The 25,765-nt window shown below is 66.4% G+C and carries 25 protein-coding genes; 18 read left to right on the top strand and 7 right to left on the bottom strand.

Going from position 1 to position 25,765, the window contains the following annotated elements; all coding sequences use genetic code 11:
- Positions 1–5 precede the first annotated feature (5 nt).
- From AC6CIE_RS20255 to AC6CIE_RS20190, 14 genes are all read left to right on the top strand, one after another.
- Positions 6–2,066, top strand: coding sequence for an aconitase family protein (locus AC6CIE_RS20255; RefSeq protein WP_498093593.1), 2,061 nt, complete (start codon positions 6–8; stop codon positions 2,064–2,066).
- A 294-nt stretch (positions 2,067–2,360) separates the two neighbouring features.
- Positions 2,361–3,221 carry an N-acyl homoserine lactonase family protein gene (locus AC6CIE_RS20250; RefSeq protein WP_498093591.1) on the top strand — a complete coding sequence of 287 codons (861 nt, stop codon included), beginning with the start codon at positions 2,361–2,363 and terminating at the stop codon, positions 3,219–3,221.
- 10 nt (positions 3,222–3,231) lie between these two features.
- Positions 3,232–4,248, top strand: a complete 1,017-nt coding sequence (locus AC6CIE_RS20245) for an ABC transporter ATP-binding protein (protein WP_498093589.1) — start codon at positions 3,232–3,234, stop codon at positions 4,246–4,248.
- A complete protein-coding gene (locus AC6CIE_RS20240; RefSeq protein WP_175122433.1) occupies positions 4,245–4,958 on the top strand; it encodes an ABC transporter permease in 714 nt (237 codons plus the stop codon). The genes AC6CIE_RS20245 and AC6CIE_RS20240 overlap by 4 nt, the downstream gene beginning before the upstream one ends.
- The gene (locus AC6CIE_RS20235) at positions 4,955–6,334 is read left to right on the top strand and encodes a GldG family protein (RefSeq protein ID WP_218342850.1); all 1,380 of its coding nucleotides are present in this window, start codon (positions 4,955–4,957) and stop codon (positions 6,332–6,334) included. Before AC6CIE_RS20240 ends, AC6CIE_RS20235 begins: the two co-directional genes overlap by 4 nt.
- A complete protein-coding gene (locus AC6CIE_RS20230) occupies positions 6,331–6,909 on the top strand; it encodes a DUF4340 domain-containing protein (RefSeq protein ID WP_498093587.1) in 579 nt (192 codons plus the stop codon). The genes AC6CIE_RS20235 and AC6CIE_RS20230 overlap by 4 nt, the downstream gene beginning before the upstream one ends.
- Before the next feature lie 246 nt (positions 6,910–7,155).
- Complete coding sequence (locus AC6CIE_RS20225) at positions 7,156–8,061, top strand: branched-chain amino acid ABC transporter permease (RefSeq protein ID WP_175122436.1); 906 nt, start codon at positions 7,156–7,158, stop codon at positions 8,059–8,061.
- Positions 8,061–9,041: a branched-chain amino acid ABC transporter permease gene (locus AC6CIE_RS20220; RefSeq protein ID WP_175137852.1), complete on the top strand. Its 981-nt coding sequence runs from the start codon at positions 8,061–8,063 to the stop codon at positions 9,039–9,041. Before AC6CIE_RS20225 ends, AC6CIE_RS20220 begins: the two co-directional genes overlap by 1 nt.
- A 1-nt stretch (position 9,042) precedes the next feature.
- Complete coding sequence (locus AC6CIE_RS20215) at positions 9,043–9,783, top strand: ABC transporter ATP-binding protein (RefSeq protein ID WP_175122438.1); 741 nt, start codon at positions 9,043–9,045, stop codon at positions 9,781–9,783.
- Positions 9,784–9,786: 3 nt separating this feature from the next.
- Positions 9,787–10,443, top strand: coding sequence for an ABC transporter ATP-binding protein (locus tag AC6CIE_RS20210; RefSeq protein ID WP_498093584.1), 657 nt, complete (start codon positions 9,787–9,789; stop codon positions 10,441–10,443).
- A 20-nt stretch (positions 10,444–10,463) separates the two neighbouring features.
- The gene (locus tag AC6CIE_RS20205) at positions 10,464–11,900 is read left to right on the top strand and encodes an aldehyde dehydrogenase family protein (RefSeq protein WP_498093582.1); all 1,437 of its coding nucleotides are present in this window, start codon (positions 10,464–10,466) and stop codon (positions 11,898–11,900) included.
- 27 nt (positions 11,901–11,927) lie between these two features.
- Complete coding sequence (locus tag AC6CIE_RS20200) at positions 11,928–12,680, top strand: glucose 1-dehydrogenase (RefSeq protein WP_498093580.1); 753 nt, start codon at positions 11,928–11,930, stop codon at positions 12,678–12,680.
- 86 nt (positions 12,681–12,766) lie between these two features.
- Positions 12,767–13,891 carry a zinc-dependent alcohol dehydrogenase family protein gene (locus AC6CIE_RS20195; protein ID WP_498093578.1) on the top strand — a complete coding sequence of 375 codons (1,125 nt, stop codon included), beginning with the start codon at positions 12,767–12,769 and terminating at the stop codon, positions 13,889–13,891.
- 37 nt (positions 13,892–13,928) lie between these two features.
- Positions 13,929–15,233, top strand: a complete 1,305-nt coding sequence (locus AC6CIE_RS20190; protein WP_175184704.1) for an ABC transporter substrate-binding protein — start codon at positions 13,929–13,931, stop codon at positions 15,231–15,233.
- Between the two features lie 74 nt (positions 15,234–15,307).
- Here the strand turns inward: AC6CIE_RS20190 and AC6CIE_RS20185 are convergent, their stop codons facing one another.
- On the bottom strand, positions 15,308–17,659 hold the full coding sequence (locus AC6CIE_RS20185; RefSeq protein ID WP_498093576.1) for a cytochrome P450/oxidoreductase: 2,352 nt from the start codon (positions 17,657–17,659) through the stop codon (positions 15,308–15,310).
- A 117-nt stretch (positions 17,660–17,776) separates the two neighbouring features.
- Positions 17,777–18,766, bottom strand: coding sequence for a Bug family tripartite tricarboxylate transporter substrate binding protein (locus AC6CIE_RS20180; protein WP_105240652.1), 990 nt, complete (start codon positions 18,764–18,766; stop codon positions 17,777–17,779).
- 160 nt (positions 18,767–18,926) lie between these two features.
- Here AC6CIE_RS20180 and AC6CIE_RS20175 point away from each other — a divergent pair, with 160 nt between their 5' ends.
- From AC6CIE_RS20175 to AC6CIE_RS20165, 3 genes are all read left to right on the top strand, one after another.
- Positions 18,927–19,769, top strand: coding sequence for an IclR family transcriptional regulator domain-containing protein (locus AC6CIE_RS20175; protein ID WP_495602762.1), 843 nt, complete (start codon positions 18,927–18,929; stop codon positions 19,767–19,769).
- A 199-nt stretch (positions 19,770–19,968) separates the two neighbouring features.
- Positions 19,969–20,307 carry a type II toxin-antitoxin system RelE/ParE family toxin gene (locus tag AC6CIE_RS20170; protein WP_498093574.1) on the top strand — a complete coding sequence of 113 codons (339 nt, stop codon included), beginning with the start codon at positions 19,969–19,971 and terminating at the stop codon, positions 20,305–20,307.
- Positions 20,304–20,585 (top strand): helix-turn-helix domain-containing protein, encoded by a 282-nt coding sequence (locus tag AC6CIE_RS20165; protein ID WP_175137843.1) that lies wholly within the window; start codon positions 20,304–20,306, stop codon positions 20,583–20,585. The genes AC6CIE_RS20170 and AC6CIE_RS20165 overlap by 4 nt, the downstream gene beginning before the upstream one ends.
- 27 nt (positions 20,586–20,612) lie before the next feature.
- On the opposite strand, the gene AC6CIE_RS20160 is transcribed toward AC6CIE_RS20165, so the two are convergent.
- Complete coding sequence (locus AC6CIE_RS20160) at positions 20,613–21,650, bottom strand: T6SS phospholipase effector Tle1-like catalytic domain-containing protein (protein WP_175137842.1); 1,038 nt, start codon at positions 21,648–21,650, stop codon at positions 20,613–20,615.
- A gap of 316 nt (positions 21,651–21,966) precedes the next feature.
- The gene (locus AC6CIE_RS20155) at positions 21,967–22,392 is read right to left on the bottom strand and encodes an organic hydroperoxide resistance protein (protein ID WP_175122447.1); all 426 of its coding nucleotides are present in this window, start codon (positions 22,390–22,392) and stop codon (positions 21,967–21,969) included.
- Between the two features lie 264 nt (positions 22,393–22,656).
- Here AC6CIE_RS20155 and AC6CIE_RS20150 point away from each other — a divergent pair, with 264 nt between their 5' ends.
- Complete coding sequence (locus tag AC6CIE_RS20150) at positions 22,657–23,403, top strand: 5'-methylthioadenosine/adenosylhomocysteine nucleosidase (protein ID WP_175137841.1); 747 nt, start codon at positions 22,657–22,659, stop codon at positions 23,401–23,403.
- Between the two features lie 9 nt (positions 23,404–23,412).
- Here the strand turns inward: AC6CIE_RS20150 and AC6CIE_RS20145 are convergent, their stop codons facing one another.
- The 3 genes from AC6CIE_RS20145 to AC6CIE_RS20135 form a co-directional block, all read right to left on the bottom strand.
- The gene (locus AC6CIE_RS20145) at positions 23,413–24,738 is read right to left on the bottom strand and encodes an ATP-binding protein (protein WP_498093572.1); all 1,326 of its coding nucleotides are present in this window, start codon (positions 24,736–24,738) and stop codon (positions 23,413–23,415) included.
- Positions 24,735–25,475, bottom strand: coding sequence for a response regulator (locus AC6CIE_RS20140; RefSeq protein ID WP_175122450.1), 741 nt, complete (start codon positions 25,473–25,475; stop codon positions 24,735–24,737). Before AC6CIE_RS20140 ends, AC6CIE_RS20145 begins: the two co-directional genes overlap by 4 nt.
- A gap of 68 nt (positions 25,476–25,543) precedes the next feature.
- Entirely contained in the window at positions 25,544–25,675 is a 132-nt protein-coding gene (locus tag AC6CIE_RS20135; RefSeq protein ID WP_255595163.1) for a hypothetical protein, read from the bottom strand.
- Positions 25,676–25,765 lie beyond the last annotated feature (90 nt).

The following is a 25,765-nucleotide window of genomic DNA, read 5'->3' as shown; positions in this document are numbered from 1 at the left end:
TTGCCATGACTGCCGTATCTGTACTCGACGCCCCGGCCCGCCTGCTGTTTCTGACGCAGGATCCGTCGCGCGTGACCGCGCAACTGGGCGGCGCGGCGCTGACGCTGCCCCAAGCCGCGCCGCTGCGCGACGACATCTCCACCGACGAGATCACACCCGTGCCGATCCTGACCCACTTCGACGAGAAGCTGGGCCGGTATCCGTACACGGGTTTTCGGGCGGGCGACACCCAGCCCATCGGCATCGATGCCATCCGGCACGCCGGCATCAATGTCGTCGTCGCGGGCAAGCGGTACGGCAAGGGCTCGTCGCGCGAGCACAGTCCGATGGCAGAGAAGTCTGCCGGCGTGCGGCTGGTGATTGCCGAGAGCTTCGAGCGCATCTACCGCCAGAACGCCGACAACATCGGGCTCTACACCAGCACCGACATGGGGCTGGTGGCGCGGCTGCAAGGGTGCGAGCGCATCACGGTCGATGAGATCGTGGCGGGGCGCGACGCGCTGGCGGCGGCGATCGTCAAGGCGGGCGGGCTGCTGGCTTTCGGGCAGGCGCAGTTGCGGGATGTGTCGCCGACGGGTGAACGTCTGGAGGAGGACGGTCCGGGGACTGGCGCGCCGGAAGCCGGCGTGTCGGGTGTCAGTGAATCCACCGCCGATTCGGCCGCGCCTTCTGTCGGGCCGCCGCTCACGCTCTTCGAGAAGATCGTCCGGCGCCATCTCTTGAAGACCGCTGCGACCGCGCCCAACCCGCAGCAGGGCGACGGCGTCTTCCTGCGCGCGGACTGGCGCTTCATCCATGAGTACTACACCGGCATGGCCGCCCATATGCTGCATGCGCGGTTTGGCCGGCCCCTGCGTCTGGTGGACCCCGACCGCATCGTGGTGTTCGAGGACCACACCTCCTACGTCGAGGAAAGCCCCAACCACGTGCGCGCGGGCATTGTGCCCAACGTGCGCGCCATGTGCCAGGCGCAGCGCGACTTCGCCGACGCCTACGGCCTGCGCCAGCACCGCACGCTGACCGAGGCCGAGGCCGCGCGCGACACCGGCGCCAACGTGGCCGGCATCTCGCACGCCATGATGGCTGAACACTACGCGCTGCCGGGGCAGGTCGTCGTGGGCACCGACTCGCACACGCCGCACAGCGGCGCGCTGGGATGCGTGGCCTTTGGTGTGGGTACCACCGACATGGCGAACGCGTTCGTCACGGGCGCGGTGCGGTTGACGCTGCCGGCCTCGCTGCGCATCGAACTGGACGGTGCGCCTGCGCCCGGCGTCACCGCCAAGGACATCGTGCTGCATCTGCTGGCCCTGCCTGAAATCCGCGCGGGCGCGGGCGTAGGCAAGGTGTTCGAGTTTGCCGGCGAGGCCATCGCCAGCCTGTCCATCGACGAGCGGGCCACGCTGACCAACATGACTGCTGAACTGGGCGGACTGACGGGCATCGTCGCACCCGATGCCGAGACGGCGCGCTTTCTGCGCGAACGCCGCGGCGTGGATGCCGGCATGGAACCGTGGATGCGCAGCGATCCAGGCGCCGACTACGCCGCCGTCCTGCGCGTGGACTGCGCGGCGTTGTCGCCGCTGGTGGCGGCGCCCGGCGATCCGGGCAATGGCGTGCCGCTGTCCAGCCTGACCGCACGGCCGCGCATCGACATTGCGTATGGCGGCTCCTGTACCGCCGGCAAGCGCGAGGATTTCGACTACTACCATCAGGTGCTGGCGTGGGCGGTGGCGCGTGGATTGCGGCTGCCGGACGGCGTGACGCTGTATCTGCAGTACGGCACCACGGCCGTGCGCGACTACTGCGTGGCGCAGGGGTACGACAAGACGTTTGCCGCCGTGGGCGCGCGCATCCTGCAGCCGTCGTGCGGCGCGTGTGCGAACTGCGGGCCGGGGTCGTCCACCGAGGCGTCTCAGGTGACGATCAGCGCCATCAACCGGAATTTTCCGGGCCGATCGGGGCCGGGCAGCGTCTGGCTCGCCAGTCCGCCAACGGTCATGGCGAGCGCGCTGGCAGGGGAACTGGCGTCGTTCGCCGAGTTGCAGGCGCGATACGGCGCGTAGCCATGCCGGACCGCCCGGATCACTAGGGTTCCCCCCACTTCGCGCGCCGCGAAGCCCAGCTTCACAAATCCTTAATTGGCAGCCAAACCGGGCTGCGTCAGAGTGCGCAACAGAGAAAACGGCCGCCAGATGCCGTTTCCGGCCGCGCGCATGGATATCGCGGCCCGCCGCAAGGCGCCTTCGCACGGAAAAAAACACCCTGTCGACGATGTGAACCCGGGACACACCGGGAGCTTGCTGATCGGCCGCGCCGTCCGGGCTGCGGCTTACCCCTGTTGGTCCGAGGAGACAACAATGAGCAAGAGCTGGAAGGCAATGGTTGGGGCGGTGGCGGTCATGGCGGGCGGATGGGCACATGCTGCCGACGCGCCGCCGGTGGATGTAAAACTGATGCAGCTGTCGGTGGGCAAGATCGAGCTGGACAAGGGTTTCATGACCGCGATGGTCGACGTGGGCACCAAGATCAAGATTCCGGTGCCGGCCTACGTGATCCAGCACCCGCGCGGCCTGGTGCTGTTCGACACTGGCATGAACCAGGCCACGGCCGACGGCAATTGCGCCAATTATTGGGGCCAGGGTCTGTGCGGCGCGTTCAATTCCATCCAGGGCCGCGACGAGGTCATCGACCGCCAGCTCAAGGCCGCCGGCTTTGACGTGGGCGACGTGAAATACGTCGTGTACTCGCACTTCCACCTGGATCACGCCGGCAATATCAAGATGTTCCCCAAGGCCAAGCACGTGGTGCAGAAGGCCGAGCTGCGCGCCGCCTGGTGGCCCGAGAAATTCCAGCGCGCCGCCTACGTGATGAAGGACTTCGACACCACGCGCGACTACGACTTCATCCAGGTCGAGGGTGACTTCGATCTGTTCGGCGACGGCACCATCGTGCTGCTGGACACCAAGGGCCACACGCAAGGCCACCAGTCGCTGCAGGTCAAGCTGCCCAAGACCGGCGTCGTGCTGCTGGCGGCCGATGCCATCTACACGGGTGAAAACGAGGCCGGCGTCATTCCCGGCATCACCTGGAACACGGCGGCGTCCATGCAGGCCATCGACCGTCTCAAGCAGATCCGCGATGCGCGCCAGGGCCAGCTCTGGTACAGCCACGACGCGGAGCAGCACGCGCAGAACGCCAAGACCAAAGTGTTCGACTAAAAGGCGCGCCATGGAGCCCGCCGTCGCCTTGCACCAGGTCTGCAAGTCGTTCGGATCCCGCCAGGTTCTGGAATCCCTCAGCCTGTCCGTCAGGCCGGGGGAGATCCTGGGCCTGCTCGGGCCGAACGGCAGCGGCAAGACCACCACGCTGCGCCTGATGGCGGGCCTTTACGCGCCCGACAGCGGGCGCATTACGATTCGCGGACGTGAGCCCGCGCCGGGCCGCGGCAACGCCGACATCGGCTATCTGCCCGAACGCGCGCCGCTCTATGACGCGCTGACCGTCACGCAGTATCTGGAGTTCGGCGCGGGCGTCAAAGTGCAGGGCGGCGCCAGCGCGCGCCGCCTGGCCATCGAACGCGCCATCGATGGCTTCGATCTGCAGGGCGTGGCGCGCTCGGTGATCGGACGCCTGTCCAAGGGGCAGCGTCAGCGCGTGGGGCTGGCGCAGGCGGTGCTGAACGACCCGCCCGTCCTGCTGCTGGACGAGGCCACCAACGGCCTGGATCCCGTGCAGATCGTCGAAGCCCGCGCCATGATCCGCCGCTGCGCCGAAGGCCGCGCGGTGGTGTTCAGCAGCCACCTGATGCAGGAAGTCGAGGCGCTGTGCTCGCGCATTGCGATCCTGCGGCAGGGCCGGTTGGTCGAGGACCAGCCACTGGGCGAATCGCGGTTGGCGCTGCAATTGCTGCTGGCGTTGCCCGCCGCCGGGCATGCCGCATTGCACGCGGCGTTGTCCGCGTGTCCGGGCGTGAAGGCGGTGGACATCACGCTGCTCGATGCCGGCACCAGCAAGTGGCGCGTCACGTGGGACGCCCCGGGTGCAAGCGTGACCGGCCGCCATATCGCCAGTGCGACGACCAACGCCGCCAACGACGCGACCAATGCCGCCGCCTGCGACGCGGTCCTGCGCACCGCGCTGGCGCACGCGGAACTGCGCGCCGTGCTGCCCGCGCAGGAAGCGGTCGAAGCCCGCTTGCTGGCGGCGCTGGCGCCTAACGATCCCCCGTTACGGAGACGCGCATGAAGGGTTTCGCGGCGTTGTACCGCAAGGAACTGCGCACCGACTTCGGCTCGCCCGTGGCGCTGGCCGTCGTGGCGGTGTTCTGGGCTTTGTCGGGCTATCTGTTCAGCTTCAACCTGTTCTTCGTCAGCACCGGGCAGATGGTGACGGCGTTTCACAACATGACCATCCTGCTGATGTTGGTGATGCCGCTGGTCAGCATGCGCGCCTTTGCCGAAGAGGCGCGGCAGGGCACGCTGGAGCTGCTGCTGACGCTGCCGCTGTCGGACTTCACGCTGGTGGCCGCCAAGTTCGCGGCCGGGCTGACCATGCTGGCGCTGATGCTGGCCGGCACGATGTCGGCGGTGCTGCCGCTGGCCTGGTACGGCCAACCGGACTACGGTCCCATCGTAGGCGGGTACATCGGCGTGTTCCTGTACGGCGCGCTGTTCCTGGCAATCGGCATTGCCGTGTCCAGCGCCTGCTCGAACCAGATCGTCGCCGCCAGCGCCACGTGGGGCATCCTCGTGCTGTTGTGGTTCATCGACTACCCGGCGGCGCTGGATGCGTTTCCGGCGTTGTCGCCGTTCTTCCAGGCCCTGTCGCTGTCGGCGCAGCACGTGGACTTCATCCGGGGCGTGCTGCCCGGACCCGCCACCGTCACGCTGGCCAGCGTGGCCGTGCTGGCGCTGATGGTGGCCGCCGTCAACCTGAAGCGCTGGAGGCTGCGATGAGCCCCGCCGTGCGCCGCGCCGGTCGGCGGCTGTCGCTGTGGCTGCCGGTGCTGGCCGTGGCCGCGCTGCTGCTGGCGCTGAACCTGTGGGCGTCGCGCCATCTGGGCCGTATCGACCTGACCGCGCAGCGCGTGTACAGCCTGGCCCCTGAAAGCCTGGAAGTCGCGCGGCAGGTGCGTCAGCCGGTCGAGGTGACGTGGTTCTACGACCTGCGCAACAAGAGCATGGTCGACGCGCTGGAACTGCTGCGCCAGTACGAACGCGAGAACCCGCTGATCCGCGTGCGCGGCGTCGACCCGGCGCTGCGCCCGGCCGAGGCGCGCGCCGCCGGCATCCAGTTCGCGGGCAGCGCGGTGCTGGCCTCGGGCGAGCGTCGCACCACCATCAACGGCGGCACCGAAACCGACTTCACCAACGCGATCATCCGCATCAGCCAGAACGGCGCGCAGACGGTCTGCTTCACGCAGGGCCATCGCGAAGCGCCGCTGGACAGCCTGACGTCGCTGGACGACCTGGAAGACCACGACCACGACGAGAACCTGGTGGCGCGTGTCGAGGTGCATGAACAGCACGGCATGGCGATGGCGCGCAACGCCTTGCAGACGCTGGGGTTTTCGACGCGCGCGGTGGGCGCGGGCAGTCTGGCGCAGGCCCTGCCGCGCTGCGCCGTCGTGGTCGCGGCCGGCCCGCGCACGCCATTTGGCGAGGACGACGCCCAGGCGCTGCGCCGCTGGACCGGCGCGGGCGGCAAGACGCTGTTGCTGCTGGAACCCGATACCCGGCACGGCCTGGACGGTCTGCTGTCGGACTTCGGCATCGCGCTGGCGCCTGGCGCGCTGGCCGATGCGGGTAGTCACTACCGCAACGATCCCGGCAGTCCCGCCGTCAGCGATTACACGCGGCACAAGATGACGCGCGGGTTGCCGCTCAGCTTCTTTCCGGGCGCGGCCGGCCTGGAACCCGCGGGCGACGCGCTGCCGCCCGGCGTGGTGGTGACGCCGCTGGCGCAGACCTCCGCCGATGCCCAGGTGCCCGGCCAGCCGCCCTCGCGCTACACGCTGATGGCGCTGGCCACGCGCAACGCGCAGGCGGCCAACGCGGACGGGGCCGCGCATCCCACGCTGCTGGTTGCGGGCGACAGCGATTTCGCCATCAACCGGCATTTCGCCACGCTGGGCAACGGCGCGCTGTTCACCAACGCCGTCACCCTGCTGGCGGGCGAGGACGCGCTGTTGACGATCCGGCCCCGGCATTACGAAAACCGCCGCGTGGAACTGACCAACCGTCAGATGCGCGCGGTGTTCTGGACCAGCACGGTGGCCTTGCCGCTGCTTGCGCTGCTGACGGGACTGCTGCTGTGGTGGAGGCGGCGGTGAACGCGCGCGCGGCCCTGTGGCCGGCGCTGCTGGCGGCAGGCATTGTGCTGTCGGCGTGGCAATGGCACGAGGCCGCCGAATCGCCGGCGCATCACGACGGCCACACGCATCTGCACGACGATCGCGGCAAGCCCGGGCGGCTTTACGCCTGGGAACCCGGCATGGCTGCGCAGGTGACGCTGGCGGGTCCCGACGGATCGGTTCGACTGGCGCGCGGCCCGCAGGGCTGGACCGCCACGCCATCGGGCGCCGCAGCAGGCTTTGATGTGGCCGACTTCATCGCGCTGTTCTCGCAGACCCGCAGCGACCGCACGCTGACCCCGCAGGACGGAGAAACCTATGGCCTTGCGCCGCCGCAATTGCGCATCGACGTGCGCGATGCCGCGGGCGCGACCTTGGCAACGCTGGATGTCGGCGCGCTGGCGCCGGATGGATTAGGCCGTTATGTACGCCTGCCGGATGAGGCGCAGATCCGGATTATCCCGGACTATCAAACCCGGGCGCCGCTGGCGGCGCTGGGGGCGCCAGCCGCCACTCCATCGCTTGTTAAACCCGCCTTGCACAAAGATAAATAGGTCGCCGATGAACCCCTACCTATACTTCGCAAACATAGGACGGCGGACCGGCCCGAGCCGTTGCGGGATGGGCCTGTAAGCCAGCCATAAAAGTGCCTTCTGGCGTCTTGCGCAGCCTGCGCAGGACAGCACGGAAAGGTTGATAACGAGACAAGGGCGCGCCGGGCGCGCCCGGGGCGCAAGCCCGCACGCCGCGCGATCCTGACGGTTCGTCGCGTCCGTGCTCAGCGTATTGGGAGAAGACGCTTGACCTTGGATCTACTGCCTCTCGCCTTGGTGGACGGCGTGGCATACGCCAGTCTGCTATTCCTGGTGTCGATGGGGTTAACCCTGGTGTTCGGTGTGATGGGGATACTGAACGTTGCCCACGGCGCGTTCTACGCCTTTGGCGGCTATGCCGCGGCCAGCCTCGTCATGTTCGTGGCGCCCAAGACCGACTCCCCCATTCTTCTTTTCGCGGCGCTGTTCGTGGCGGCCATCGCCGTCGGGCTGCTGCTGGGCAGCATCATGGAATTCGTCCTGATCCGCCGCGCCCAGAACTACGATCCCATCCTCAAGCTGCTGCTCACTTTCGGCGCGTTCCTGATGCTGGAAGACATCCAGCGCATGCTGTGGGGTGCGCAACCCTACAGCGCCAGCGAAGTCGTCAACCGGCTGGGAAACATCGAGATCGGCGACATCACCTACACGACATATCAGCTTGTCGTGGTCCCCGCCACGGCGCTGCTGGCCTACGTGTGCCTGGAGTTCTTCCTGCGCCACACCAAGCTCGGCAAACAAACCGTGGCCACCACGCACCACCGCGAGGTCGCCACGTCGCTCGGCATCAACGCCAAGAAGATCGGCTACGTCACCTTCGTGATCGCGACCATCCTGGGCGCGCTGGGCGGCGCGCTGGCTTCGCCCACGACGTCGCTGGTGCCGGGCGCCGGCACCGACATGACGGTGCTGTCGTTCGCAGTGGTCGCCACCGCCGGGCTGGGCCAGATCACGGGCGCGCTGATCGCCGCGCTGCTCATCGGCATCATCCGCGCCATCGCCGTGTATGCGGCGCCGGAGCTGGAAGTCGCCGTGCCCTACATCATCATGGTGCTGGTGCTGATCATCCGCCCGCACGGCCTGTTCACCGTTGCTCAAGCGAGGACGATCTGATGAAAGTCCCTGTCCTCAGCCTGCTGGCCGCGTTGTTCACGCTGTTCCTTGGCTACACCTATTCCTGGACCATCACGCCCATCGTCATCGGCCTGACCTACGCGATTGCCGCGCTGGGCGTGTCGGTGATGGCGCGCGCCGGCCAGATTTCGTTCGGCCACGCCATGTTTGCCTGCATCTCGGCGTACACCGTGGCGTTCCTGGCCAAAGCCATGCCCGGTCTGGATGCGCTGGTGCTGATCCTGGCCGGCGTCGTCGCCAGTTTTGTCGCCGCCGTGGTCATTGGCCTGTTCGTGGTGCGTTACCGCGGCATCTTCTTCGGCATGTTGAACCTGGCGCTCAGCATGGTGCTGTTCGCGCTGCTGGGCAAGCTCTACACGCTGACCGGCGGCTCCGACGGCATGCGCATCGTGCGCCCGACCATGGCCGGCATCGTGATGGAGCGCGAATCCTTCGAACGCGCGCTGCTGGTGCTGACGCTGGTCCTGTCGCTGGTGTTGGCGTGGTGGGTGCAGCGTTACTTCCGCTCGGGCAGCGGCCAGGCGCTGTCGGCCATCAAGACTAACGAAACGCGCATCGAATACCTGGGCTTTTCCGCGTACTTCATCATGTGGAAGGGCTATCTGCTGTCGGCGGTGGTGGTGGGCTTTTCGGGCGCGATCCTTGCGCTGATGCAGGGGCTGGTCACGCCGGAAATCGGCTCGTGGCTGCGCTCGGGCGAATTCGTCTTCATCACCATCCTGGGCGGGGCGGGCCACGCGGCCGGCGCTTTCCTGGGCGCCGTGGGCTTCGAATCCGTGAAGCTGGTGTCCGCCGCCTACTTCCCCGGTCTCTGGCAGTTCCTGTTGGGCCTCACGCTGATCCTGGTCATCTTCATGTTCCCCACGGGCTTCGTGGGCCAGATCACCAAGCGCATCAAATCGCGTGAACGTGCGCAGCGGCGCGCGCAGGCGCCCGTGCAGGTCGCGGCAAGGAATTGACATGAAACCCCTGATTCAAACCACCGACCTGTACCTGGCTTTCGGCGGCGTGGTGGCCGCCGACAACATCAACTTCGAGCTGCACGAGGGCGAACGCCTGGCAGTGATCGGCCAGAACGGCGCGGGCAAGACCACCTTCATCAACATCTGCACGGGGTACCTGACGCCCGCCAAGGGCAAGGTCTATTTCGACGGCAAGGACGTCACCGCCATGGCCCCGCGCAAGATCGTGCGGCTGGGCATGGGTCGTTCGTTCCAGCTGCCGCAGCTGTTCACCGAGCACACCGTGCGCCAGTGCGTGCAGATCGCGGCCGCGCGCCGCAACAAGGAACTGAGCTGGTTCCGGTCGCTGGAAAGCACGATCGACGCGCGCGAGGTGGACGCCACGCTGGACCTGGTGGGCCTCTTGCCCGATGCCGACGAAGCCTGCATTGAGCTGCCCGAAGGCAAGCGCAAGCTGCTGGACGTGGCGATGGCGCTGGCGTTGCAGCCCAAGCTGCTGATCATGGACGAGCCCACCAGCGGTGTCGCATCGGAAGACAAGTTCGCGCTGATGGAGACCGTGATGCACGCGCTGGACGAGCGCCGCGTGACGAGCTGGTTCGTCGAGCACGATGTGGACATCGTGTCGCGCTACGCCACCCGCGTGGCGGCGTGGATCGCCGGCAAGGTGGCCGCCGACGGCTCGCCCGAGGAAGTCTTGAACAATCCGCAGATCAGAAGCGAAGTGCTGGGGGCCTGAACCATGTTGAATCTATCGGCCATCAACGTCGACCTGGCGGGCAATCGCATCCTGCGCGACGTCAGCGCCAACTTCGAAGCGTCCCGCACCATCGGCATCGTCGGGCGCAACGGCGCGGGCAAGACCACGCTCTTGCGCACCATCATGGGCCTGACGCGCATCCGCTCCGGCAGGATCGCGTTCGACGGCACCGACCTCACGTCGCTGCCCGGCCACAAGCGCGCTGCGATGAAAGTGGGCTACGCGCCCGAAGACCGCGTCATCTTCCCGACCATGACCGTCGAGGAAAACCTGCACCTGCCGTGCGAAGTGCAGGGCCAGTCCAAGGCCGAGATCCAGACCCGCATGGACACCGTGCTGAAGGTGGTGCCGCAGCTGGAGCCCATGCTCAAGCGGTCCGGCTCCGCGCTGTCGGGCGGGCAGGGCAAGATGGTGGCGCTGGCGCGCGCCGTTATGGTCGGCACGCGGCTTTTGATGCTGGATGAACCCTTCCAGGGGCTCGCGCCCAAGCTGGCGCGCGACTACACCGAGGCGCTGGGCCGGCTCAAGGAAATGCAGCCCGACCTGTGCGTGGTCATCACCGAATCCAACGTGAAGCTGCTGGGCGACATTCCCGACCAGATATGGACGATCGAGCGCGGCTCGATCACGCTGAACTGATACCCCACGGAGACATTCCCATGACGCAGATGATTATCGGCGGCCGCCAGGTCGACGCCCAGGACGGGCGCACGATCGAGGTCGTTTCCCCCGTAGACGGCCAGGTGTTCACCACCATCCCGCGCGGCCAGCAGGCCGACGTCAACGCGGCGGTGCAGGCCGCGCGCGACGCGCTGGAAGGCGAATGGGGCGACATGACGGCGCTGGAACGCGGCCGGCTGCTGATGCGCCTGGGCGAAAGCGTGCTGGCGCACCACGAGGAACTGGCGCAACTGGAATCGCGCGATACCGGTAAGCCCATGTCCACCGCGCGCGGCGACATCACCGTGCTGGCCCGCTACTTCGAGTTCTACGGCGGCGCGGCGGATAAGGTGCACGGCCAGACCATCCCGTTCCAGAAAGACTATTCGGTGCAGCTCATCCGCGAACCGCTGGGCGTCACCGCGCACATCATTCCGTGGAATTACCCCGCGCAGATGTTCGGCCGCAGCGTGGCGCCGGCGCTGGCCATGGGCAACGCCGCTGTCGTCAAACCCGCCGAGGACGCCTGCCTGTCTATCATCCGCGTGGCCGAACTGGCGCTGGAAGTGGGCTTTCCGCCGGGCGCGCTGAACATTGTCTCGGGCCTGGGCGAAGAGGCCGGCGCCGCGCTGTCGCGCCATCCCGGCATCAACTTCATCACCTTCACCGGCTCCAACGAAGTAGGCGTGCTGGTTCAGCAGGCCGCTGCACTGAACGCGGTCAAGTGCGTGCTGGAGCTGGGCGGCAAGTCGGCGCACATCGTTTTTGACGACGCCAACTACAAGCTCGCCATTCCGGCCATCGTCAAGGGCATCGTCCACAACACCGGCCAGACCTGCACTGCGGGCAGCCGGCTACTGGTGCAAATGGGCATCTACGACGACTTCATGCAGGCGCTGGGCGAGGAATTTTCCAAGGTGCGCGCGGGCACGCCGGACATGGACCTGACCTGCGGCCCCGTCGTCAACAAGGCGCAGTACGACCGCGTCAACCGCTACATCGCCAAGGGTCTCTCTGAAGGCCTGCAGGTCGCGGCCGAAGGCGGCATCGCCGACGGCGTGCCCCAGGGCGGTTTCTTCGTCAAACCCACGCTCTTTGCCGCCACCAGCCACGACAGCGACCTGCTGACGCAAGAAATCTTCGGCCCCGTGCTGGTCGCGCTGCCCTTCGCGGATGAGGCCGAGGCCATCCGTCTTGCCAACGCCACCGACTACGGCCTGCTGGGCGCGGTGTGGACCGAGAACGGCGGACGTCAGCAGCGCGTGGCGCGCGGCATCAAGTGCGGCCAGGTCTACATCAACGGCTTCGGCGCGGGCGGCGGCGTCGAGCTGCCCTTCGGCGGTGTCAAGAAAAGCGGCCACGGCCGGGAAAAAGGCTTCATCGCGCTGGAAGAGATGAGCACGACCAAGACCCTGATTCAGTTCTATGGCGAGTGATCGCCGCGCATCATACGGAGACAGAAAATGAGCCAGTTGCAAGGCAAGGTTGCGATCGTCACGGGCGGGGGCAACGGTTTCGGCGAGGGCATCGTCAAGCTGTACGCCAAGGAAGGCGCCAAGGTCGTGATCGCGGACATCAATAAAGAGGCCGCCGACCGCGTGGCTGCTGAAGTCGGCGATGCCGCGCTGGCGGTGAAGGCCGATGTGTCCAGCCGCGCCGACATCGACAACGTGGTGCGCGCCGCGCTCGACAAATTCGGCGCCGTGGACATCGTGGTCAACAACGCCGCCATCACCCACAAGAACCAGCCGATGCTGGACGTGGACGAGGCCACGTTCGATCGCATGATCGACATCAACGTGAAGTCGATCTATCACATGGCCCAGGCCGTCGTGCCCGTCATGCGCAAGCAAAAGCGCGGCGTGATCCTGAACATCGGATCGACGGCCGGCATCCGGCCGCGCCCCGGCCTCAGTTGGTACAACGCGTCCAAGGGCGCGGTCAACGTGCTGTCCAAGTCGATGGCCGTGGAGCTGGGCGGCGAAGGCATCCGCGTCAACGCCATCTGCCCGGTCATGGGCGTGACCGGCATGTTCGAACTCTTCATGGGCCTGCCCGACACGCCGGAGAACCGCGCGAAATTCGTGTCGACCATTCCGCTGGGCCGCTTCTGCCAGCCGTCCGACGTGGCCGCGGCCGCGCTGTTCCTGGCCAGCGATGCGGCCGAGTTCATCACCGGCGTGGAGTTCCCCGTCGACGGCGGACGCACGGTGTAGGTTTGGACGCCGGCTTGCCGCGGGGTCGCGGCATGCCGGATGCCGCGACCGCCCGCGGTCCGGATCACTTCTGTGGATGAAGACGCATGAAAATCAAAGCGGCGTTATTGCGGCAAGTGGGGGTCGAAGGACCGTACGCGCAGACCCGGCCCCTGACCATCGCAGATATCGAGCTGGACCCGCCCGGGTTCGGCGAGGTCCTGGTCAGAATCCGTGCGGCCGGGCTGTGCCATTCGGACCTGTCGGTCATCAACGGCGACCGGCCGCGCGGCGTGCCGATCGTGCTGGGCCATGAGTCATCCGGCGAAGTCGTGGAAACCGGACCGGGCGTCTCGGACCTGAAGGCCGGCGATCACGTTGCCATGGTGTTCGTGCCCAGTTGCGGCTGCTGCAGCCCCTGCATGGAAGGCCGGCCCGCCTTGTGCGAGCCCGGCGCCGTCGCCAACACGAAGGGCACGCTGCTGGGCGGCGAGCGCCGCCTGCATATCGGCGACGAATACATCAACCATCACACGGGCGTATCCTGCTTTGCGGAGTACGCCGTGGTGTCGCGGCGCTCGTGCGTCAAGGTGAACGTTGAACTGTCCCACCGCGAGGCGGCGCTCTTCGGCTGCGCCGTGCTGACCGGCGCCGGCGCCGTCATCAACCGCGCACGGATCAAGGTGGGCGACACCGCCGCCATCGTGGGGCTGGGCGGCGTGGGCCTGAGCGCGCTGCTGGCGGCGGTTGCCGCGGGCGCGCGCCGCGTGGTCGCCATCGACCTGAGCGACGAGAAGCTGGCGCTCGCCAAGGAACTGGGCGCCACGCACCTCGTCAATCCGAAGCAGGTCAAGACCGACGACGACCTCATGGATCTGGCGGGCGGCCGCGTGGACTTCGGCTTCGACATGGCGGGCGCCGTGCCGGCCTTCGAGACCGCCTACAAGCTCACGCGCCGGGGCGGCGCCACGGTGACGTCCGGCCTGCCCAACCCCAAGTTCAGCTTCCCGCTGTCGCTGTCGCAGATGGTGGGCGAAGAGCGCGAGATCCGGGGCAGCTACCTGGGCTCGGGCGTGCCCGCCATCGACATCAGCCGCTACATCGACCTGTACAAGGCCGGCCGCCTGCCGGTGGACCGGATGATGGGCCAATCGTTTTCGCTAGACCAGATCAACGAGGGGTTCGATCACCTCGCCACCGGCGGCAGCCTGCGCGACGCCATCGTTTTCTAAGGGCACAGACCCGATCAACAACACTGGAGACAACACCATGAAGACCTCAAGACTGGCGGCCCTCTTGGGCGCTACCCTGCTGTCGGGCCTGGCCACGCTGGCCATCGCCGCCGACAAGCCCAAGGAACTGAACGTCGGCATCTCGACCTTCCTGTCGGGCTCGGCGTCCGTGTTCGGCGTGCCCGCCCGCGACGCGGCCGACATCCTGATCGAAGAGATCAACGCGAACGGCGGCATCGACGGCGTGAAGATCGTGCCCAGCTACATCGACGAAGGCGGCGGCGGCGAGAAGCTGCTGTCCGAATACCGCCGCCTGGCCGAAGGCGGCACGCGCGTGATGCTGTCGGCCATTTCCAGCGGCCACTGCAACATCGTCGCGCCCGTGGCCGAGGACCTGAAGGTGCTGAACGTGCTGTGGGACTGCGGCACGGAAAAGGCGCTGGAAGGCAAGAAATACAAGTACGTCGTGCGCACGCAGGCCAACGCCACCACCGAGATGGTCGCGCAGGTGCTCTACCTGATGAAGGTAAAGCCCGACTTCAAGACCATCGCCATCGTCAACCAGGACTACGCCTGGGGCCGCGATTCGCGTGACATCTTCCTGGCCGCGCTCAAGAAGTTCAAGCCCGACGTCAAGGTCGTCGCCGAGATGTTCCCCAAATTCGGCGCTGCCGACTTCTCCACCGAAATCAGCCGCCTGCAGGCGCTGCGCCCGGATGTGATCGTCTCCACGTCATGGGGTGGCGACCTGGACAACTTCGTGCGCCAGGCCTCGCAACGCAACCTGTTCAAGAACTCCACCTTCGTGCTGTCGCTGGCCGAAAGCTCGCTGGAACGTCTGGGCAACGCCCTGCCGGAAGGCGTCCTGGTCGGCGCGCGTGGCGACCATTACTTCCTGCATCCGGAAACCAAGGACGATCCCAAGCACCAGGCCTTCGTGAAGAAATTCCACGACAAGACCGGCGCCTATCCGATCTACTCGGTCTATCACATGGTGCAAGGCATCAATGGCCTGAAGGCCGGCTACGAAAAGGCCATCAAGGACAACGGCGGCAACTGGCCGACGCCTGAACAGGTGGCGGCCGCCATGCACGACGTGACCTTCAAGGGCTACGGCCGCGAAGTGAAGATGCACCGCGCCGACGGCCAGGCCTTGGAAGCACAACTGTTCGGCGTCACCAAGAAGAGCGACAAGTACCCGTTCAAGGTCCTGTCCGACATCACCATCGTGCCGGCAGAGCTGGTTACGCCGGGAGTGACGGATACGTCGATGGCGTGGATCGAAAAGAGCCTGACGCCTGATGTATTGAAGAGCGATCAGATCAAGGTGTTCCCGAACTGATCGGGACGGACAGCGCAAGCAGCAGTGTGTGGTGCAGGGATAGCCCCAGCGTGCGCGCCGGGGCGTTTTTTTTGCTACAGCTCCAGCACCACCTTCTTGCCCCCGCACGATCGCGAGCAGCAGGCCATCATCTTGTTGTTCGCCTCGCGTTCCGCGCGCGTCAGCACCACGTCGCGATGGTCGATGTCGCCTTCCAGCACGCGCACCTCGCACGATCCGCACAACCCTTCCTCGCAATCGCTCTGCACATCGATATTGGCGCCGCGCAATGCGGTCAGCAGCGTCTGGTCCGCGGGCACGTTGAGGACAATCCCCGAATCCTTCAGCACTACCTCAAAGGCCTGTTCCTTCGACGGATCGAGCGTGCCCAGCGTGGAATGGAAGTGCTCCACCCGCAGCGTATCCTCCGGCCATGCCGCGCAGCAGCCGGCCAGCGCATCCAGCAGAGCCTGCGGACCGCATGCATAGACCTGCGTGCCGGCGCGCGGCTCGGCGAGCAGGGCGGCATAGTCCGCGCGAGTGCCCTCGTCCTTGACGTGCAGATGCAGGCGATCTCCGTGCAGCGAGGCCAGTTCGTCCGCCAGCGCCATGCAAGCGCGCGAGCGACCGCTGTAATGCAGTTCGTAGTCCAGCCCCAGCTCTCGCGCACGCCGCGCCATGGCGCTGATGGGCGTGATGCCGATGCCGCCCGCGATCAGGATGAGTTTTGAAGCCGATTCGTCCAGACGGAAGTGATTGCGTGGTCCACGAATGCGCAGGCGCGCGCCGGGCGTGGCGTTCGCGTGCATCCAGGCGGAACCGCCGCGGCCATCTTCTTCGCGCAGCACGGCAATTTCAAAGACGCCGGTCTCGGCCGGATCGCCGCACAGCGAATACTGACGTGACAGGCCGGTATCGCCGCATTCCACATCGATGTGCGATCCGGGCGACCAGCGGGGCAGGGGCTTGCCGTCCGGCGACACCAGGCGCAGCCGCACGATGCCGTCGGCCGCCGCTTCTGCGCTGTGCACCACGACCGGCCGGGTGATGGCGTGTGAGGACGGCTCGCCAATGCGCACGGGGTGCCTGTTCTCCAGCAACGAAGGATTCGCACGTTCCGGATTCTGCGCCGGATCCCATTCAACCCAGAGATGTTCCGGGCCGCGGAACGAAGTGTTCGGCACATACGTAAACGCCTGTTCCGCCAGCTTCAGATGGGGCAGGCGGCGCGTCAGCTCTTCCAGGAAGATCTGCATCTCCATGCGCGCCAGATTCTTGCCCATGCACTGGTGCGAGCCATACCCGAAGGTGAGCTGGTCGCTGGCGTTTTCGCGGCGGATGTCGAAGAGGTCGGCGTCTTCAAACTGGCCCTCGTCATGGTTGGCCGACGAGGTCACGATCAGCAGCTTGGAGCCGGCCGGAATCGCCACGCCCGCGATCTCCACGTCGCGCGTCGCCAGCCGCCGCCAGGCAGCCACTGAGCCGTTGTGCCGCAGGCATTCCTCGACCGCGTTCGGGATCAGGTTCGGGTCCTCGCAGATCTCGCGCCAGGCCTGGGGATGCTGCAGCAGCAGCTTGATCGCGTTGGCCGACGCGTTGGCGGTGGTCTCGTGCGCCGCCACGATGCCGGCCATCATCATCGAATGCAGGTACGAGTCGGTGACCACCTCCGGATGGGTCTGCTGCTTGCGCAGGCCGTATTGCATCCAGCCGGGGCCGGACGGGTCCTGCCGCATCTTTTCCAGGATCTTGCCGGCCAACTGCCAGAAATTGCCGACCGCGTGGGCGACGGCAACCTGTTCTTCCGGCTTGGGCCGGCCCCAGGTGTTCACCGTGTGCGCGATGGAATACTGGCGCAGCAGATCCATGTCTTCTTCGGGCACGCCCAGGAAGTGCAGCGCCACCGTCAGCGGCACTTCCCACAGCATCTGGTCCACGAGATCGGCGCGGCCGTCGTCGATGAAGCGGTCCACGTATTCGCGCGTCAGGCGTCGCACCATCGGTTCGTGGTGCTTCAATTCTTCAGGCGTGAACGGGTCCATCAGCACGCGGCGGCGCGGCATGTGCGCGGGCTCGTCCTCGTTCACCAGCGTGCGATTCATGGCGTAGCCGTACGACGCCAGCACCGCGTTGGCCTCCGGCCCCGTGGGCGTGATCTTCTCCAGCGCGATGGACGGGCTGAAGGTGATGTTGTCGCGGAAGATCGCCTTGATGTCGTCGTAGCGCGTCACGACCCAATAACCCAGTTGCGGGCTGTAGAACACCGGCTCTTGCTCGCGCGCCCAACGCACGTATTCCGGCGGGTCTTGCTGATAGCCGTCGCCAAAGGGATCGAACGCGGCGGCGCGCGCGCTGACCGGACAGCCCGTCGGGCTCTGCGCCGCAGCCAACGCGGCGTGATCGATGGGACAGCCCGAGGGGCGCGGGGTGGCGGATGCTTGGTTCATGAGGTCGTTCCGTGTGTTCGTCTTGCGGGCCCGCCGCGGGTTCGGCGTGTGGTGCGCGGCATACGATGTGCGGCGGGCCGGTGATGCGGGTTCAGCGTGATGCCGTGAGCGTGATGCTCAGTCCAGCGTGATGCCCAGATCCTTGATCAGCTTCTGCCAGCGGGCGCGCTCGGCGGTCAGCATCTCGGCGTACTGCGCAGGCGTGTTGCCGATCGGCTCGATGCCGAACTCCACCAGACGCTGGCGCGTGGCCGGGTCATTGATGGTCGCGACCACTTGCTTGTTCAGCGCATCGATCACGGGCTTGGGCGTCGCGGCCGGCACCACCACGCCAACCTGCGCCGCGGCTTCCACGTTCTTCAGGCCGATTTCGGCAAAGGTCGGCACGTCGGGCAGTTGCGGCAGGCGGGTCGGATTGGCGACCGCCAGCGCCTTCACCTTGCCGCCGTTGATGAAGCCGGCGCCAGCGGCCAGATCCACCATCATCGCGGGCACCTGCCCGCCGGCCACGTCCGCCAGGGCGGGCGACGCGCCGCGGTAGGGCACGTGCGTCAGGGTCAGTCCCGCTTCAACCTTCAGCAATTCCATCGCCAGGTGGTGCGGACTGCCCGCGCCGGCCGACGCGTAATCCAGGCCTTCCTTGCGCGCCTTGGCTTCCGCCAGGAATTCCTTGGCCGAGTTGACCTTCATGGCCGGACCCACCACCAGGATCATCGGAAACCGTCCCATCAGCGTGACGGGCGCCAGATCCTTCGCCGGGTCGTACGACAGCTTCTTGTAGAGGGCCGGGTTGAACACCAGCGTGCCGTTGTCGGCGGACAGCATCGTGTAGCCGTCGGCCGGGGCGCGCGCCGTTTCCGACGCCGCAATCGCCGTGTTGCCGCCCGGCTTGTTCTCGATCACCACCGGCTGGTGCAGGCGCCCCGTCAATCCCTGCCCGATGCTGCGCGCCAGGAAATCCGACCCGCCGCCCGCGGCGTACGGCACGATCCAGCGCACGGGCTTGGACGGGTAATCGGCCGCCGCCTGCTGCGCGGACGCGCTGGCACAAGCCAGCAGGGGCAGGGCCATCAGGCCGGCCAGGATGTGGTGTTTAACACTGCGCATGGACAAGTCTCCTCGTTGTGGAATGTCAAAAGTGCATTCCTTATTTGCGTAAAGCATATACGCAATGCGTAATTTTTGAAGAAGGGTTAACCTTAGTGCCGCTCCAGGCTTTCGATCCCTCGTTTGCCGGCGAGCGTCTGCCCCGGAGCTGTATTTCCCTATGAGCAAAGCCGCCTTGCCGCCTGAATCCGACCTCGAATCCGACCAGGATCCGGCCGCCCGGCCGCGCGAGCGACGTCAGCGGGTCCAGGCCGCCGAGACCGGCATGTCTGTGCTGAAAGGGCTCGCTCGCCTGGGTGGCCGCGCCAGCCTCACGGCCTTGGCGGCCCACGTCGGCGAAAGCCCCGCCAAGGTCCACCGCTACCTGATGAGCCTCATCGCCGAAGGCCTGGTCGACCAGGAAGTGGCGACGCAGCAATATCACCTGGGCCTTGAAGCGCTTTATGTCGGGGTAGCCGCCATGCGCCAGGCCGACCCCCTACGCATCGGCGAACCCGCGCTCGTGCGCCTGCGCGAAAGCCTGGCCGTCACGTGCTTCATCGCCGTCATGGGCAACAAGGGTCCGACCATCGTGCGATTCGAGGAGCCCGGCCTGCCGGTCACCGTGAACGTGCGCGTCGGCTCGGTGCTGTCGATGCTGTGGTCGGCGACGGGGCGGGCTTTTCTGGGTTTGCTGGACGAGGCGCCGGTACGGGCGCTGGCGGAAGCCGAACTGGCCGGCGCACCGGCCGAGCAGCGCGCGCTGCTGGATCGGGATGACCCCATCGGCGTCTTGCGCCGCGATGTTCGGGCGGCGGGATGCGCCACCGTGAAAGACACCAATCTGCGCGGCATCAGCGCCGTGTCGGCGCCGCTGTATGACCACACCGGACGGGTCTGCGCGGTATTGACCGCGCTGGGCGCGACGGGCGGGTTCGACGTGTCCGCGGGCGGGGCGGTGGTGGCCGCGGTTAAGCGCGAGGCGCTGGCGGCTAGTGTGGCGTTGGGGTATGTGGCGGGGTGATTCTGCGCAGAAGCCCTGCAGATTCAGACCAATCCTCATCGACACCCAAGTCGCTCCTTGCGACATTGTTCGCTGGTTAGCGGATGGGTGAACACATGTTCGACGAATCAAGTGTTGTTGGTGCGAGGCGCCAGTTGGATGGGCAGGGCGAACCATTCGCCAGGGTCGCGCTTCATACAAAAATTTGTATAATTGCGCTTTGAACGCGCCGCGTGAGGTTGAATTCGTTGGCGGCGCGCTGGACGATCTACGCGCGTTGCCGCTTGCGGTCAGGCGTGAGGCCGGTTACCAAATAGATCGCGTGCAGCGCGGGTTGGAGCCTGACGATTGGAAGCCGATGAGTACGGTCGGACCCGGAGTCAGGGAGATACGGATTCGTGACGTGACGGGCGCATTTCGCGTTCTCTACATCGCGAAATTTGCCGAGGTGGTCTATGTGCTCCATTGCTTCCAGAAAAAATCGGAAAAAACCAGCAAGGTTGACCTGGATCTGGCCGCAAAGCGTTACCGGCACTTGTTGAAGGAGCTGAAACCGTGAGCAAGCAACGATACGAAAGCGTGTGGGACGCAATCGAGAGCACGCCGTCGGAAGCGGAAAACATGAAGTTGCGTTCCGTCCTCATGATGGCTTTGACGAGTCACCTTGCGCAGTCGGGGATGAGTCAGGCTCAGGCTGCCCGCCTGTTCGGCGTAACGCAGCCTCGCGTGTCGGATCTGATGCGCGGCAAGATCAATCTGTTTGGGCTGGATGCGTTGGTCAACATGGCGGCGGCCGCCGGCTTGCGTGTGGAAATGCGCCTGCACGAGGCTGCGTGAACACCCTCTCGTTTTGCGGAGCCGGCGTTACCGCCCCACCTCCAACTTCCCCAACGCATCCCTGAAATCCGGATACTCCTTCAGAAACGCCTGATTCCGCTCGAACCTCCCGAGCAGCCGATCATCGATCGTCAAATTCAACACCGTCTCCCGATCCCACACCCTGGGCCGACGCTTCACGGGAATCGGCACCTTCTCCGTGAACTCCTTGTACGAATCATGCGGTTCGCACTGTTCATAATCGGTCGAGATCCGCTGCACCGTCCCCGTCTCCAAGCCCGCCTGCCGCGCCTTTTCCTGCAGCCATGCCGCCGGCAGCGTCTGCAAGCTTCCATCCTGATATCCGCCGCCCACATCCGAATGCGCGCCGATGAACCAGCGCTGTTCGACGGGCAGGTGCGCCGGCCGTGGCGGTGAACCCGCGCGACGAGTCCATAGCGTGGGAAAGTACGGCTCGCGGTATTCGTTGGTGGCGATGGCGTGGTAGGCGTTCAGGACGTGGTTGCTCAGTTCCGTGTCGTGGAAGTTGTAGAAACTGGAGAAGCCGGGAAATGACACGCCGCCGACGGGAATGCCGAGGCTGCCGACGGTGTCCCAGACGCCGACAAAGTGCAGGTCGGTGTCGCGGGAGAAGCGGTCGCGGAAGGCGGCGGCTTCCAGGGACGATGGGGTGCAGTCGTCGCGGTACAGCGCGTAGGCTTCCGAGACATTGTTTTCGGTGGGTTCGTTGAGCAAGCCGCACTTACGCACCATGCCCGCCAGGCTGCGGGCGGAGTAGGCGCCGCGGCTGAAGCCGAAGAGAAAGATGCGATCGCCGGGCTCGTGGCGCTGGCAGAGCCAGCGGTAGCCTTCGCGGATGTTGGCCGACAGGCCTGCGCCGAACGCGCCGCCCATGAATTTGTCGATGGCGGACCACAGGCCCTGGCCTTGTGTCCCCACGCCCTCGATGTAGAGCGTTTCCTGCGTGCTGGTCTCGGGCGCGGCTTTGTAGAGCTCGTAGACGTTGGTGCGGTCGTTGGGTTCGTTCCACGTACCGTCGAAGAATACGGCGAGGTTCTTCACCATGATCGTCTCCCCACACACAGATAAAGGCTTGCGATACCTATGCTGCCGGCTGGGACAACGCCTGCGTGAGGCAAGCTAGCACGCGGCGTGTCGAAGGCAGGGCGCGGGGTTTCCCTGCTGCATGTTCGTACACCACCTTTCTGCCTAGCCCCGCGGGCGCGACATTGCGTGCTGGCGGCGTTCTGCGCGGCGTACCGTTTTCAAGAGTACGCCTTTACTACCGCATCAGGAGCCATCCGAAGCGTTTGCGGATGGTATCCAGGACAAGAAAAAAGCGGCCCGGAGGCCGCCGTAGCAAACAGGGACAATCCCCGCTTCAGACGATCTGGAATTGCACATCGATGTTGTCGCGAATCGCGCGCGAGTAAGGGCACAACTGGTGCGCCGATTCAACCAGCAACTGCTTCTGCTCGCCGGTCAATCCCGGCAGCGAAACGGCCAGCGTGACGCCGAGCGCGAAGTTGGCGCCGTTATCGACCTTGCCCAGCGACACGCTGGCGTCGATGGCGATATCGCGCGGCACGGTGATGTTGTGAGTGGCGCCGGCGCGCTTGATCGCGCCCATGAAGCAGGCCGAGTAGCCCACGCCAAAAAGCTGTTCGGGATTGGTGCCGGGCTTGCCGGATCCGGGCGTGCTCAGCGTGACGTCCAGCGCGCCGTCGCTGCTGCGTCCCGCGCCTTCGCGGCCGGCGGTGGTGTGGGTGTGGGCGGTGTAGAGAACCTGCTCGAGTTGCTTGGCCATGATGACTCCAGGATGGTCGGCGCGGTGGGGCCGTGCCGGTGGTTGAGAGCCTGCATTGCATCAAGCGGCTGTATCGGTCATGTGTCGGCGCCGGGGCGGGATGGCATCACCGCGTATCCAGGACCGGTCCGGATACGCTGCGATACAAACCGCCGTCATTGGCGGACGCGGCGGCATTAGAGTATGTTGCGCGCTGGCGGCACGGGCCGCATCAAAGCAACGATCGAGTAACGATCAAGCAACGATCACGGAAAAGCACACATCATGGGACGTCTCGCCATCCTGGGCGCGCTGCACGAAGAAATCGCCGACCTGCTGGCGGCCATGGATCCCGGCGCCGAAACGCGCCGCATCGCCATGCGCGATTTTCAGGTGGGCACGCTGTGGGGCACGCCCTGCGTGATCGCGCTCAGCCGTATCGGCAAGGTGGCCGCGGCGGCGACGGCGTCCATCGTCATCCAGGAGTTCGGCGTGTCGCGCGTGCTGTTCACGGGCCTGGCGGGCGGGCTGCATCCGCAGGTGCGCGTCGGCGATATCGTCGTGGCGGATGCCTTGATGCAGCACGACATGGACGCGCGGCCCTTGTTCGGCCGCCACGAAATCCCGCTGCTGGGGCGCGAGCGCTTCGATGCCGATGCCGCGCTGAGTGCATTGCTGCTGGATAGCGCACGCGACTTCGCGGCCAAGGGCGGTTTACCGGGCGCGGCCGCCCAGCCGCGCGTTCACCACGGCCTGATCGCGACCGGCGACATTTTCGTCAACGACAACGATCTGGCGCACGAGCTGCGCCAGCGCCTGCCCGACGCGCTTTGCCTGGAAATGGAAGGCGCGGCGATGGCGCAGGTGTGTCACGAGTTCGGCGTGCCGTTTGCCGTGATGCGCGTGATCTCCGACAGCGCCGATCACGCGGCCAAGACGGACTTCACGGACTTCCTGGTGAACCTGGCACGGCTGTACACCGCCGGCATCCTGAAGCCGCTGCTGCAGTCGGGCGCGCTGCGCGACGCCTGACGATCAACGCTACGCAACCAGCGGCGCGATCCTGACTTCCGCAGACAAGCCGCCGCCTTCGCGGTTGGCAAGGATCAGCCTGCCGCCCAGCGCCTGTGCAAGCTGATGCGCAATGGCCAGTCCAAGTCCCGTCCCGCCCGTGTCCCGATTACGAGAGCTTTCCAGCCGGTAAAACGGTTGCAGCACCGCGTCCAGTTCGTCTGCCGGGATGCCCGGGCCGCGATCCAGCACATGGATGGATAGCGTCGCGTCGTCCCGTGCCGCCACACGCACTTCGGCGGCGCCCGCGAACTTCAGCGCGTTGTCGATGAGATTGCCCAGGATGCGCCGCAAGGCATGGGGTCGCGTCAACAGCGGCGGGACGGCGTCGCCCGACAGGGACACGTCCTTGCCCGTGTCCTGATAGTCGCAAACCAGACTGTCCAGAAAGGCATTCAGGTCGATCCGCGCGGGCTGCTCGGTCTTGCCGTGGGCGCTGCGCGCATAGTCGATGCCTTCGCGCACCAGCCGCTCGACTTCGTTCAGGTCCTGCGCCAGCTTGTCCCGGTCAGCGGACGCATCCATGAACTCCGTGCGCAATTTCATGCGGGTGATGGGCGTCTGCAGGTCGTGCGAAATGGCGCCCAGCATCTGCATGCGTTCGGCCAGATGCGCGGCGATGCGGTCCTGCATGGCATTGAAGGCGACGGCGGCGTGCGCGACTTCGGCCGGGCCGGCCTCGTCGAGCGGCGGGCTTTTGTGGTCGGGATCCAGTTCCTCGGCGGCGCGGGCCAGGCGGGTCAGCGGACGCACGGCCAGTCGCACGGCCAGCCAGGCACAGCCGGCCAGCAGCAGCAACTGCACGCCCAGCACGCCAAACAGCCACGGCGCCGGCCGCATCCGCAGCAGTTCGATGTCCAGAATCGCGGGCTGACCATCGGACAGCACGACACGCGCCTGGATGTGGCGCGGATCGTCGGCCATGGCTCGGACCGTGACGGGACGCTCCGGCCCCAGCGCGGCCTCGATCGACTGCGCGGCGGTGCGCGCGGCGTCCAGGGAAAGCGGCTGGTCGGCCTTGCCGTCGCCCAGCAGATACTGGCGGTTGTTGCTGGACAGGCGCGGCAGCCAGGCGGCGCGCTCGGCCGCGGGCAGGCGGTCCAGGATGTCCATGGCGATGGCGACGTCGCGTTCCAGGTCGCCCAGCATCATGTTGCGGGTGGCGCTGTAGCGTTCGTAGAACAGCGAGGCGAACGACAGGCCGTACGCCAGAATCAGCCCCGCCACGAAAATCAGGAACAGCCGCGCGACCAGCGTGCGGGGCCAGGCGTGACGGCGCGGCGCGGCGGCACTCACGGTTCGCCTTCCGAGACTTCCACCGCCGCGGAAAACACGTAGCCTTCGCTGCGCACGGTCTTGATGTACAGGGGTTCGCGCGCATCTTCGCGCAGGCGCTGGCGCAGGCGGCTGACCAGGAGGTCGATCGAACGACCGAAGAAGTCGGCGTCGCGGCCCTGCGTCAGGTTCAGCAGCTGGTCGCGGTTCAGCACGCGCTGCGGGTGGTCCAGAAAGACGCGCAGCAGCCGGTACTCCGCGCCGCTGAGCGCCACGATGGTGCCTTCGGCGTCCAGCAGGTGCCGCGCCGTGGTGTCCAGCCGCCAGTTTCCAAAGCTGATCTCGCGGCCCGGCTCGGTCACCTGAAAGTTGGGAGGCAGCATGCGCGTGCGGCGCAGGATGGCCTTGATGCGCGCCAGCAGCTCGCGCGCCACGAACGGCTTGACCAGGTAATCGTCCGCGCCCATCTCCAGGCCCAGTACGCGGTCCATGTCGTCGCTGCGCGCCGTCAGCATCAGGATCGGGATGCGGCGGTGCTTGCCGCTGCGCAGTTCGCGGCACAGCACCAGGCCATCGTCGCCGGGCATCATGATGTCCAGCACGATCAGATCGACCGTCAGGTTCTCAAGCAGTTGCCGCATCTGCCGTCCGTCGGCGGCCAGCGTGACGGTCAGGCCGTTCTTGCGCAGAAAGCCGCCGGCCAGTTCGCGGATCTCGCGATCGTCGTCCACGATCATGACGTGGTCTATGTGGTCCATCTGCGGGTGCCTTCTTGGTGGGTGATGGCGCGCCCGGCGCGCCGGCGGGGTTCCGGAATTCTATAGGCCTAGCGCTCGCCCGGGGGCAGGGGATCGCGGCGAGGGCGGGTGTTGGAGATGAGCTGGCATTGGAAGGGCTTGGCGGCCTCGGCGGTGAAGCCGCCAAAGAGCAGCAGCAGGACGGCAAGAAAGCGTTTCATGAGGGACTCCGTTGCGGGGTGTGATCGGTTTATAGTGCCGGGCCGCCCGCGGAGTGTGTCGTACTGTATACGCCCTGGCGGCGGATACAC

The sequence above is a fragment of the Achromobacter sp. GQ309 genome (genome assembly GCF_059759315.1).
This window is presented reverse-complemented; position numbering and strand designations above follow the sequence as displayed.

What these genes read in the sequence shown, in the direction of transcription:
- AC6CIE_RS20195 (WP_498093578.1), top strand. Translation starts at nt 12,767, where the DNA reads ATGAAAATCAAAGCGGCGTTATTGCGGCAAGTGGGGGTCGAAGGACCG.
- AC6CIE_RS20180 (WP_105240652.1), bottom strand. Translation starts at nt 18,766, where the DNA reads ATGCGCAGTGTTAAACACCACATCCTGGCCGGCCTGATGGCCCTGCCC.
- AC6CIE_RS20150 (WP_175137841.1), top strand. Translation starts at nt 22,657, where the DNA reads ATGGGACGTCTCGCCATCCTGGGCGCGCTGCACGAAGAAATCGCCGAC.
- AC6CIE_RS20245 (WP_498093589.1), top strand. Translation starts at nt 3,232, where the DNA reads ATGGAGCCCGCCGTCGCCTTGCACCAGGTCTGCAAGTCGTTCGGATCC.
- AC6CIE_RS20200 (WP_498093580.1), top strand. Translation starts at nt 11,928, where the DNA reads ATGAGCCAGTTGCAAGGCAAGGTTGCGATCGTCACGGGCGGGGGCAAC.
- AC6CIE_RS20250 (WP_498093591.1), top strand. Translation starts at nt 2,361, where the DNA reads ATGAGCAAGAGCTGGAAGGCAATGGTTGGGGCGGTGGCGGTCATGGCG.
- AC6CIE_RS20175 (WP_495602762.1), top strand. Translation starts at nt 18,927, where the DNA reads ATGAGCAAAGCCGCCTTGCCGCCTGAATCCGACCTCGAATCCGACCAG.
- AC6CIE_RS20155 (WP_175122447.1), bottom strand. Translation starts at nt 22,392, where the DNA reads ATGGCCAAGCAACTCGAGCAGGTTCTCTACACCGCCCACACCCACACC.
- AC6CIE_RS20135 (WP_255595163.1), bottom strand. Translation starts at nt 25,675, where the DNA reads ATGAAACGCTTTCTTGCCGTCCTGCTGCTGCTCTTTGGCGGCTTCACC.
- AC6CIE_RS20210 (WP_498093584.1), top strand. Translation starts at nt 9,787, where the DNA reads ATGTTGAATCTATCGGCCATCAACGTCGACCTGGCGGGCAATCGCATC.
- AC6CIE_RS20235 (WP_218342850.1), top strand. Translation starts at nt 4,955, where the DNA reads ATGAGCCCCGCCGTGCGCCGCGCCGGTCGGCGGCTGTCGCTGTGGCTG.
- AC6CIE_RS20220 (WP_175137852.1), top strand. Translation starts at nt 8,061, where the DNA reads ATGAAAGTCCCTGTCCTCAGCCTGCTGGCCGCGTTGTTCACGCTGTTC.
- AC6CIE_RS20240 (WP_175122433.1), top strand. Translation starts at nt 4,245, where the DNA reads ATGAAGGGTTTCGCGGCGTTGTACCGCAAGGAACTGCGCACCGACTTC.
- AC6CIE_RS20140 (WP_175122450.1), bottom strand. Translation starts at nt 25,475, where the DNA reads ATGGACCACATAGACCACGTCATGATCGTGGACGACGATCGCGAGATC.
- AC6CIE_RS20160 (WP_175137842.1), bottom strand. Translation starts at nt 21,650, where the DNA reads ATGGTGAAGAACCTCGCCGTATTCTTCGACGGTACGTGGAACGAACCC.
- AC6CIE_RS20190 (WP_175184704.1), top strand. Translation starts at nt 13,929, where the DNA reads ATGAAGACCTCAAGACTGGCGGCCCTCTTGGGCGCTACCCTGCTGTCG.
- AC6CIE_RS20185 (WP_498093576.1), bottom strand. Translation starts at nt 17,659, where the DNA reads ATGAACCAAGCATCCGCCACCCCGCGCCCCTCGGGCTGTCCCATCGAT.
- AC6CIE_RS20255 (WP_498093593.1), top strand. Translation starts at nt 6, where the DNA reads ATGACTGCCGTATCTGTACTCGACGCCCCGGCCCGCCTGCTGTTTCTG.
- AC6CIE_RS20205 (WP_498093582.1), top strand. Translation starts at nt 10,464, where the DNA reads ATGACGCAGATGATTATCGGCGGCCGCCAGGTCGACGCCCAGGACGGG.
- AC6CIE_RS20215 (WP_175122438.1), top strand. Translation starts at nt 9,043, where the DNA reads ATGAAACCCCTGATTCAAACCACCGACCTGTACCTGGCTTTCGGCGGC.